The sequence below is a fragment of the Beijerinckia mobilis genome, assembly GCF_000745425.1.
Classification (GTDB): Bacteria; Pseudomonadota; Alphaproteobacteria; order Rhizobiales; family Beijerinckiaceae; genus Beijerinckia; species Beijerinckia mobilis.
In genome coordinates, this window is record NZ_JQJH01000014.1 from 91,413 (window position 1) to 98,006 (window position 6,594).

The following is a 6,594-nucleotide window of genomic DNA, read 5'->3' on the forward strand; positions in this document are numbered from 1 at the left end:
CTGCGGAGTGCCAGGTCCGCCGCATCTCCTGGGTCCGTAGGGTCGGCCGGCGTGCAAATGGCGGGAGTGGCCTCCTCGAAACAGCCGTTTGCCGCCGGCCACCTTCGTCTCAGCCGCTTCTCGTGCATCGTACAGATTAAAACCATTGTGCCACGCCACGATGCGATCCTCTATGGCTTTGATCTGTAGGATGAATCATCATTCCAATATGAGCTTAACTGTTGCCTTATAGTATTTCAAAATGTTTTTGAAATAAATAGCGCTTCCATGCGGTACATAGCCGCTGAAAGCGCCGCTTATTCAAATGCTTGTTCCAAAAATTCCAGACCAAATTGGCGCCTGGAGCGTTTCGGGCATATCCGGAAACACTCTAAATGCTGACGAGATCGCCGGCGAAGGCCGCATGTTCCTGAATGAAAGCAAAGCGCGCCTCAGGACGGTTGCCCATAAGGCGCTCGATCGAATCGGCTGTTTCCTCGCGATCATCGGGGAGAATCACGACGCGCAGCAAATTGCGCGTCCGGGGATCCATTGTCGTTTCCTTGAGCTGCGCGGCCATCATCTCGCCGAGCCCCTTGAAGCGGCTGATCTCGACCTTGCCCTTGCCGGAAAATTCCATGGCGAGGAGGGAATCGCGATGGGCTTCATTGCGCGCGTAGGCGTTCTTGCTGCCCTGGGTCAGCCGGTAGAGCGGAGGAACCGCAAGATAGAGATGGCCGCCTTCCACCAGCTTCGGCATTTGACGATAGAAGAAAGTAATGAGCAGCGAGGCGATATGAGCGCCGTCGACATCGGCATCGGTCATGATGATGACCTTCTCGTAACGCAATTCATCCGCCTTGTAATGCGTGCTGGTGCCGCAACCGAGCGCCTGAATGAGATCGGCCAATTGCTGATTGCCCAGCAATTTGTCACGCGTGGCGCTGGCAACGTTGAGAATCTTGCCGCGCAGGGGAAGCACGGCCTGGCTCGAGCGATCGCGCGCCTGTTTGGCTGAACCGCCAGCGGAATCGCCCTCAACAATGAAGAGTTCCGACCCTTGTGCCGCCGTATTGGTGCAATCCGCCAATTTGCCGGGAAGGCGCAGTTTGCGTGTCGCCGTCTTTCGCGCGACGTCCTTTTCGGCGCGTCGGCGAAGCCGTTCCTCCGCCCGCTCCACGCTCCAGTCGAGGAGTTTTGCGGCATGCGAGGGCGCACCCGCAAGCCAATGATCGAATGCATCGCGCAAAGGCGCTTCGACGAGGCGTGAGGCCTCGGTGGTCATCAGCCGGCTTTTGTTCTGGCCCTGAAATTCCGGCTCGCGGATGAAGACGGACAAGAGCACCGCGCAAGACACCATAATATCGTCATTGGTGAGGATCGAAGCCCGTTTCGCTTGGCCGATACGTTCGGCATGATCCTTCAGGCCGCGCAGCAGCGCCGTGCGCATCCCCGCTTCATGGGTGCCGCCATCAGGCGTCGGAATCGTATTACAGAACGAATGAACGAAACCGTCGTCCTCGCTAAGCCAGGCGATCGCCCATTCGAGCGAGCCGTGGCCTCCCTCCTTTTCGAGGCGCCCGGAAAAAACCTGCTCGGTGACGAGGGCTTTCCCATCGATTTCCTGGTTGAGATAATCGGCGAGGCCACCGGGAAAATGCAGAACGGCTTCCTGCGGAACGGACCCGTCGGGTGGCAGAAGGGTGGGATCACAATGCCAGCGGATCTCGACACCTTTGAAGAGAAACGCCTTGGCCCGTGCCATTTTGAATAAGCGGGCGGGTTTGAAATGGGCCTGGGCACCGAAGATCTGCGGATCGGGTTTGAAGCGGACTTTCGTGCCCCGGCGATTCTGAATCTTGCCGAGTTCCTGCAGCTTGCTGGTCGGCACGCCTCGCGCGAATGTCTGCCGATAAAGGAGCTGGCCCCGTGCAACTTCGACTTCAAGCGATTCGGCAAGCGCATTGACCACGGAGACGCCGACACCATGCAAGCCGCCAGAGGTCTGATAGGCGCCTGAATCGAATTTTCCGCCAGCATGCAGCGTCGTCATAATGACTTCGAGCGCCGATTTTTTCGGAAATTTCGGGTGGGGATCAACAGGGATACCACGTCCGTTATCGATGACTGTGAGGAAACCGCCGGCCTCGCAGGTCACGTCAATGAAGGTCGCGTGTCCCGCAACCGCTTCATCCATGGCGTTGTCGAGAACCTCGGCGAAAAGATGATGCAGCGCAACTTCATCGGTGCCGCCGATATACATGCCTGGCCGGCGGCGCACCGGCTCGAGTCCCTCCAGAACCTCGATCGATGCAGCGGTATAGCCGGCTTCATCCGGAGTGCCGGAGGCGGGCAGACGGGACGCCTTTGCTGGACCCTTTTCAAGGCCTTTATCTGCGCCGCGCGGGGCGGTCTTGCGAGCGGAACCGCCGAAGAGATCGCCGGATTTTGCCATCAAATCATATCCCGGAACGAAGGTTTACCACGAAAGGCCTTATCGCATGGCCAGGCTGGAAAGGGAACAAAACAAAAACAGACACGCGGTGGCGATCTTTCGGATGAACCAGATCCCGTCGGTCTCGCGAAATTTCCAGCGAAGGCTGCTCCTCTGCACGATGGTTTGATGCGCATCGCATATCAGGATTCGGGATCATGAAAAGAAAAGCACGATCCGCAAGGATCGTGCTGTGAAAAAATGAGAATGCTAACAGTCAGAGCGTTTCAGATATATCCGAAACGCTCCACTCAAAAAAATCAGAGTATTTTCGGAGTAATGGAATCGCAAAGCGATTCAGCATTATCGGAAAATGCTCTGGGGAAGATCGTAGAAATTCCGGGAGGCAAGAAGATGCCGCCCGGAACATTGTTCGAAGATCTTAGTAGGAATAATACATGTCGAATTCGACGGGATGCGGTGTCATTTCGAAACGCATTACATCGATCATCTTGAGCTCGATATAGGCGTCGATGAAATCGTCGTGGAACACGCCGCCGGCCTTGAGGAAGGCGCGATCCTTGTCGAGGTTGGAAAGGGCCTCGCGCAGCGAGCCGCAGACCGTCGGGATCTTCTTCAGTTCCTTCGGGGGCAGATCGTAGAGATCCTTGTCCATAGCCTGGCCGGGATCGATCTTGTTGATGATACCGTCGAGACCCGCCATCAGCATGGCCGAGAAGGCGAGATAGGGGTTCGCCATCGGATCTGGGAAGCGCACTTCGATACGCTTGGCCTTCGGATTGGACGTATAGGGAATACGGCAGGAAGCGGAACGGTTACGTGCCGAATAGGCGAGCAGCACCGGAGCCTCATAGCCGGGGACGAGACGCTTGTAGGAGTTCGTCGACGGGTTGGTGAAGGCGTTCAGCGTGCGGGCGTGCCGGATGATGCCGCCGATGTAATAGAGGCATTCCTGCGAGAGGTCGGCATATTTGTTGCCGGCGAAGACTGGCTTGCCATCCTTCCAGATGGATTGATGCACATGCATGCCGGAGCCGTTGTCACCGAAGACCGGCTTGGGCATGAAGGTCGCCGTCTTGCCGTAGCTCTGCGCAACCTGGTGGATGCAATATTTATAGATCTGCATGTGGTCCGCCATGGTGGTGAGCGGACCGAACTTCAGGCCGAGTTCGTGCTGGGCCGAAGCGACTTCGTGATGGTGCTTTTCGACCTTGGCGCCCATGGCAGCCATGGCGGAGAGCATTTCGCCACGCATGTCCTGCGCCGCATCCTGCGGCGGCACGGGGAAATAGCCGCCCTTGGTGCGGATGCGGTGGCCGAGGTTGCCACCTTCATAGGGGGTATCAGAATTGGACGGCAGCTCGGCGCTGTCGAGCACGAAACCCGTGTTGTAGGGATCGGCCTTGAAACGGACATCGTCGAAGACGAAGAATTCGGCTTCCGGTCCGAAATAGGCAGCGTCACCGATGCCGGAGGAAGCGGCATAGGCTTCGGCCTTTTTGGCGATGCCGCGCGGATCGCGTCCATAGGGTTCGCCGGTCGAAGGCTCAAGCACGTCGCAGACGATGACCATCGTCGAGGCGGCGAAGAACGGATCCATGCAGGCAGTCGTCGGATCCGGCATCAGCGTCATGTCGGATTCGTTGATCGCCTTCCAGCCAGCGATCGACGAACCGTCGAACATCGTGCCCTCGGTGAAAATATCGTCATCGATCATGCCGACGTCGAAGGTGACATGCTGCCACTTCCCGCGCGGATCGGTAAAGCGGAAATCGACATATTTGACGTCGTTATCCTTGATGGCCTTGAGCACATCGTGGGCGGTTTTCATGCATGCCTCTCATGAGTGATCGAAAAGGTTGAGGGAACAGCAAAGCGTCCTGCGTCAAATCGCGTCCAGGCCGGTTTCGCCTGTCCGGATACGCACGACATCTTCGATAGGAGAAATGAAAATCTTGCCATCGCCGATTCGTCCAGTGCGCGCAGCCTTGCGGATCGCCTCCACAGCACTATCGATCAGGGAGTCTGGCACGACGACTTCGACTTTTACCTTTGGCAGGAAATCTACAATATATTCGGCGCCCCGATAAAGTTCCGTATGGCCCTTTTGGCGCCCGAAACCTTTGGCTTCGGTGACAGTCAGGCCGGAGATCCCGACGGCATGGAGGGCATCTTTCACTTCATCGAGCTTGAATGGCTTGATCACGGCCTCGATTTTCTTCATCAGACCTGAATTAGCGAAATGGGTTTGGACGTCCTCAACGCAAAAGCACCTTGGAAGTATCTGTCGCGGAGCATTGTCGAGACCAGATTACTTCCAGTTTCGATCGACTGCATCTGTGCCGAAACCCGGATAAGAAGAATTTCTGATGCTTCCTAGCATTTTGCTTCTCAAATCGCCAAGAAAAAGTCGAAAAAATTTCGTCTGAGACGGGAAAAGGCGAAAAAAATGTAAAAAGCATCTTTTATTGAAGGTGGTACTTCGAAACATCACTTGCCGCGAAGGCTTGGTCACGGTCCAAAATCATGCCGAGGACCCCGCACGAAAGGGGAGGGTGCAGCGCGCGGGCGTTTTATCATCGTCGAAAGAGTCGCCCATGAAGAATCCCCAACCAATTGAATGAATGATTATATTTTCCTCTGGCAAGTCTTGGTATTTGCCGGATTTGATAGGCTGTGGACGGGTTTTCTTGCAAATTGATCGTGGGCTTTGGGTGTGATTCTCTGGTTCTGAGGGAAGCGGAGGATCAGCGGGGATGCGGCCACGGGAGAGGCGTGAGAGCGGCCAGCAGGATCTGTTTCGGGCGCGGCTCGATCAGATCCTCGACATGCAGCATCCGCTGGTGAAGCTGGCGGCGGCGATCGACTGGGGCTTTCTCGAAAAGCGCTTTGGCGCCGCTTACAGCGATGCGCCAGGCCATCCTCCTCTGCCGACGCGGTTGATGGCTGGCGTGGCGATCCTCAAGCACATGGTCGATCTGTCTGACGAAGCGCTCTGCGAGCGCTGGGTCGAAAACCCTTATTATCAGCTGTTTTGCGGAGAAGAGTTCTTCCAGCACAGCCTTGCCTTCGACCGCTCTTCGATGACCCGCTGGCGGCAGCGGATGGGAGAAGAAAAGCTTGTCGCGCTGTTGCAGGAAAGTCTGGCGAGTGCGACGCGCACCGGCGCGGCCAAGCCCTCCGACTTCGCCAAGGTGATCATCGACACGACCGTGCAGCCGAAGGCGGTAGCGCATCCGACGGATGCCAGGCTCATGCAGCGCGCCCGTGAAAGGCTGGTCCGGCTCGCCAGGAAACACGGTGTCAGTCTGCGCCAGAGTTACCACCGCGTCGGCAAATATGCGCTGATCAGGCAGCAGCGCTATGCCCATGCCAAACAGTTCAGGCGCGCCAGACGCTCGCTAAAGACCCTCAAGACCTCTCTCGGCCGGGTGATCCGCGACATCACCCGCAAGATCAAAGACCAGGAGGCACTCCAGCAGATCTTCGCCCCCGAACTCATGCTGGCCCGCCGCGTCCATGCCGGCAACAGAAACCTGCGGCCTCTCAGGGGACAAAAGGCTGATACAGACCTGCGGGTGTTCAGCCTGCATGCGCCGGAGGTCGAATGCATCGGCAAGGGCAAGCCGCACAAGCCCTATGAGTTTGGGGTGAAGGTCTCGCTGGCGACGACACTCAAACGCTCAAAGGGCGGCCAGTTCATCGTCCATGCCAAGGCTCTGCCCGGCAAGCCCTATGACGGCCATACGCTCGGGACAGTCATTCCCGACATCGAACAACTCATCGGATGCTCCCTTGAACGGATATTCACCGATGCGGGGTACAAGGGCCACAACGCGCCACCTGCCCACCGCTTCAAGGTCTATCGCGCCGGACAGAAACGCGGCATGACAAAGGAAATCCGCCGCCAGATGCGGCGCAGGTCCGCCGTCGAGCCCGTCATCGGCCATACAAAATCCGATCATCGCATGGACCGAAATTATCTCGCGGGCCAAGCCGGCGATGCCATCAACGCTGTCCTCGCGGCAGTCGGCTACAACTTCAAACGCATCCTCTCATGGCTCCGCGTTTGGCTCGCCATTCTGTGGAGCTTCATTACAAGCTGTGGCCACTCAAAAAATCACTTCGCTCAGGCTTGAATGCCCTTCTTCACAGTCGAC

General features: G+C 57.2%; 4 protein-coding genes. 1 reads left to right on the plus strand and 3 read right to left on the minus strand.

All coding sequences use genetic code 11. The features are described from left to right. Positions 1 to 370: 370 nt before the first annotated feature. The 3 genes from parE to DL88_RS12240 form a co-directional block, all read right to left on the minus strand. Positions 371 to 2,434, minus strand: a complete 2,064-nt coding sequence (parE, locus tag DL88_RS12230) for a DNA topoisomerase IV subunit B (protein WP_034996397.1) — start codon at positions 2,432 to 2,434, stop codon at positions 371 to 373. 421 nt (positions 2,435 to 2,855) lie between these two features. Continuing rightward, entirely contained in the window at positions 2,856 to 4,265 is a 1,410-nt protein-coding gene (gene glnA, locus DL88_RS12235) for a type I glutamate--ammonia ligase (protein WP_034996398.1), read from the minus strand. A gap of 54 nt (positions 4,266 to 4,319) precedes the next feature. Next, the gene (locus tag DL88_RS12240) at positions 4,320 to 4,658 is read right to left on the minus strand and encodes a P-II family nitrogen regulator (protein ID WP_034996399.1); all 339 of its coding nucleotides are present in this window, start codon (positions 4,656 to 4,658) and stop codon (positions 4,320 to 4,322) included. A 532-nt stretch (positions 4,659 to 5,190) separates the two neighbouring features. Here DL88_RS12240 and DL88_RS12245 point away from each other — a divergent pair. Then, complete coding sequence (locus DL88_RS12245) at positions 5,191 to 6,573, plus strand: IS5 family transposase (RefSeq protein WP_051955798.1); 1,383 nt, start codon at positions 5,191 to 5,193, stop codon at positions 6,571 to 6,573. The last annotated feature ends 21 nt before the right edge of the window (positions 6,574 to 6,594 follow it).

Bases quoted from the DNA above. Each gene is read 5' to 3' on its own strand.
- parE (WP_034996397.1), bottom strand. From the start codon at position 2,434: ATGGCAAAATCCGGCGATCTCTTCGGCGGTTCCGCTCGCAAGACCGCC.
- glnA (WP_034996398.1), bottom strand. From the start codon at position 4,265: ATGAAAACCGCCCACGATGTGCTCAAGGCCATCAAGGATAACGACGTC.
- DL88_RS12245 (WP_051955798.1), top strand. From the start codon at position 5,191: ATGCGGCCACGGGAGAGGCGTGAGAGCGGCCAGCAGGATCTGTTTCGG.
- DL88_RS12240 (WP_034996399.1), bottom strand. From the start codon at position 4,658: ATGAAGAAAATCGAGGCCGTGATCAAGCCATTCAAGCTCGATGAAGTG.